Here is a 3563-nt window from a genome sequence, read left to right on the forward strand (position 1 = left end):
AGGGAAGACACAACACCACCAGTGACGAAAATAAATTTAGTCATAATATGGAGAGTTCAATAAAAAACGACGCGGCCAGAATGGCTGCGCTCAAAATAGCGTATAAATTATCAGAATTGCCCTTCCCGCTCAATCTAAATCTGGTTGAAGATCACCAGCCAGATAAGGCAGCCAGCCTTTTTCACCAGTATCAGCCGCATAATGTTCAGCATAACCATATCCCACAACGGCGACTAACTCTGCTCCAACAAAAATCAGCGGAATAGTTGCGCGCTTCCAAGGTGGTACTGACCACTCCTGGAAAAGCTGTTTTAATGATTTGTGTTGCGGATGTCCCCTAAGCCGGATTTTTTCCCCGCCCTGACGATAACGCATCATGAGATCACCATTGAGCACAGATGTTTTCAAACCATCACCGGAAGTCAGCTGCCATTTGAGTGTGCAGTCGTCGGACAACTCAAGTTCTGCAGGGCCAGTGAAATTAATCTCTATTGGAGGGAGTTCTGAATCTGTAGAAGTCTGAACATATAAATCATCTCGATAACGCCTGACTTCAGCATCTGCCCATCTCACCAGCGGGGCTTTATCATCAGCGGCATTGATCACGTCTTCGATAATACGCTGTAAAATCGCTGTAGACGGTAATACATACCCTGCTGTTTCAATCATAAACCGCAACAGGTTTCGTTGCCGCTCCAAGGGTAGTTGTTTCACCGCTGCGATAGATAAATGTCCATCGTGTTTCAACTGACACTGTTCTCGATCCTGTTCCGCCAATTGAGCTAATAGCAGACTAGTCTCTTGGCAATGCTTCGCACTTCGACTAATAGCTTTTTCAATAGTGGGCCAACGCTGTTGCAAAAGCGGCCAAATTTCTTGGCGTAGATAATTGCGATTGATATCGATGTTTTGATTACTGGGATCATCAACCCACTGAAGCTGATGAAGTTCAGCGTAATCAAGAATATCCTGCTTGGGCACATCTAACAGTGGTCGGATAATGCTCATACCATGTGACTGACTTTCAGGCCACATAGCAGAAAGTCCTAATGGCCCTGCACCACGAAATAGCTGCAGTAAAAGCGTTTCAGCCTGATCATGCTGATGTTGGGCAGTGACCAGCACTTCATCTGGCAGTAATTCATCACTCAGAGCCTCATAGCGGGCTTTCCTGGCTGCGGCTTCCAAACCTAATTCATCGATATCCTGAACAGTGACATTAATATGACTAAATTCAATATCAAGTTTGCTGGCAACATCGGCACAATGCTTAGCCCACTGCTCCGCTGTTTTATGTAAACCGTGGTTAATATGTACAGCACGAACTTGAGCAAGCTGTGGGTGTTGTGTGGTTGCTAATAGATGCAATAAGACATGAGAATCGACACCACCACTGTAGGCAAGACAAACAGGTCGTCCTGCCGCCAGTGAAGTAATGTCAGTGATGATTTTTTGGGGATTTAATGACACCCCGTTTTTTATCCCTCAAAAGCGCCGTAATTCAGCAGTTTTTCCTGACGGCGTTTGATTAATTTATCAGCAGGGAGTTTTTCTAACTCTTTCAGTTTATTTTCAATGGCTTGTTTGACGCGTTTTGCCATTTCAGGCACGTTACGATGCGCACCGCCTAAAGGCTCAGCGACAACTTCATCGATCAGTTTCAATTCTTTCAGTCGTGAAGAAGTCACACCTAATGTGGCTGCGGCATCTGAGGCTTTTTCGGCACTCTTCCATAAAATAGATGCACAACCTTCAGGGGAAATCACCGAGTAAATACCGTATTCAAGCATCATCAGATGATCAGCAACACCTACAGCTAATGCGCCACCAGAACCACCTTCACCAATGACTGTACTGATAATGGGCGTTTTTAATTGTGCCATTTCAAACAGATTACGGGCAATCGCTTCACTTTGACCACGTTCTTCAGCACCGATGCCAGGATAAGCGCCAGGCGTGTCAATGAAGGTAATCACAGGCATGCCAAAGCGTTCTGCCATTTTCATCACACGCAATGCTTTACGATAACCTTCTGGTCTTGGCATACCAAAGTTTCTGGCGACTTTTTCTTTGGTGTCACGCCCTTTTTGATGGCCAATCGCCACAACAGGACGACCATTTAAACGACCAATCCCGGCGACCAAAGCCGCATCATCAGCATAGGTGCGATCACCATGCAGTTCTTCGAAGTCTGTCAGAAGTAATTTAATGTAATCAAGGGTGTATGGGCGTTGTGGATGACGCGCCATTTGTGTGATTTGCCAGGGCGTTAATGAGGCGAAAATCGATTTTGTCAGACTTTCACTTTTTTCCTTTAACTTTTGAATCTCTTCAGTGATATTTAAATCACTGTCATTACTCATGTAGCGCAACTCATCAATTTTCGCTTCCAGCTCAGCGATGGGTTGTTCGTAGTCAAGGAAATTTAACTGCATCAGGATTACCTTAGATATTCAAAAATGGGTGAATTATACACATTAAGCCAGTGAGACACTTAGCTGAGAATTAATTCATCTGGTGTGTCTGACCCGGCACTGTCGTCACCAAGACGAATAGCCAGACTCAAATCATTACGCGAATCGGCATTCATTAATGCGTCTTCTTCTGTGATCTTACCACTGCGATACAGACCGAGCAGCGCCTGATCAAATGTAATGGTACCTTTTTCATTACTGTCACGCATGGCATCTTTGATACTGCCAATTTCTCCTTTATTGATCAAATCTGAGATATATGGAGAATTCAGCATGACCTCAACGGCAGGTACACGCCCTGCATCCTTGGTTGGCAATAATCGTTGAGAAATAATGGCTCGCAAATTAAGCGATAAATCCATTAATAGCTGTCGGTGCAAAATTTCAGGGAAAAAGTTAATAATTCTATCGAGTGCCTGATTGGCGTTATTAGCGTGCAATGTCGCCAGACAGAGATGACCCGTTTCAGCATAGTTAATCGCGTGTTTCATTGTTTCCATATCACGGATTTCACCAATAAGAATGACGTCGGGCGCTTCACGCAAGGCATTTTTTAAGGCGTTTTCATAAGATAAAGTATCAATACCCACTTCACGCTGTTGCACGATTGAGCGTTCATGTTTGTGTACAAACTCCAGCGGGTCTTCAATTGTCAGAATATGTGAACTGGAATTACGGTTGCGATGACCTATCATCGATGCCAGCGTGGTTGACTTGCCTGAACCTGTTGCCCCCACCACCAGAATCAGTCCACGTTTTTCCATCACCACATCACCGAGCACATCAGGTAAGCCAATTTGCTCAAAGGTTGGAATGGAGGTTCTGATATAACGAATCACGATAGAACACTCGCCACGCTGACGGAAAATATTGACCCGGAAACGCCCCACGCCTTTCAGAGGAACAGCAAAGTTCATCTCAAGCGTGCTTTCAAATTCCTTTGCCTGCTCATCCGTCATCATCGAATAAGCCATTTCTTTCACATCACCGGGCGCTAATTTCTGGGTGCCAACCGGTCTGATGACGCCCTGAATTTTGATATGGGGTTCAGTACCAGTGCAGAAAAACATATCTGAGGCATCCTTGTCT

Annotated in this window: 3 protein-coding genes; all 3 read right to left on the reverse strand. The window is 44.9% G+C overall.

The features are described 5' to 3' along the window. Nucleotides 1-129 precede the first annotated feature (129 nt). Nucleotides 130-1470 carry a tRNA lysidine(34) synthetase TilS gene (tilS, locus tag B4K20_RS07900; protein ID WP_289282496.1) on the reverse strand — a complete coding sequence of 447 codons (1341 nt, stop codon included), beginning with the start codon at nucleotides 1468-1470 and terminating at the stop codon, nucleotides 130-132. Nucleotides 1471-1478: 8 nt separating this feature from the next. Beyond that, nucleotides 1479-2435 carry an acetyl-CoA carboxylase carboxyltransferase subunit alpha gene (locus tag B4K20_RS07905; RefSeq protein ID WP_289244942.1) on the reverse strand — a complete coding sequence of 319 codons (957 nt, stop codon included), beginning with the start codon at nucleotides 2433-2435 and terminating at the stop codon, nucleotides 1479-1481. 59 nt (nucleotides 2436-2494) lie between these two features. Continuing rightward, on the reverse strand, nucleotides 2495-3563 hold a 1069-nt coding region (locus B4K20_RS07910), incomplete at its 5' end, for a PilT/PilU family type 4a pilus ATPase (protein ID WP_289282497.1).

Source organism: Methylophaga sp. UBA5088, assembly GCF_002414625.1.
Taxonomy (GTDB): Bacteria; Pseudomonadota; Gammaproteobacteria; order Nitrosococcales; family Methylophagaceae; genus Methylophaga; species Methylophaga marina.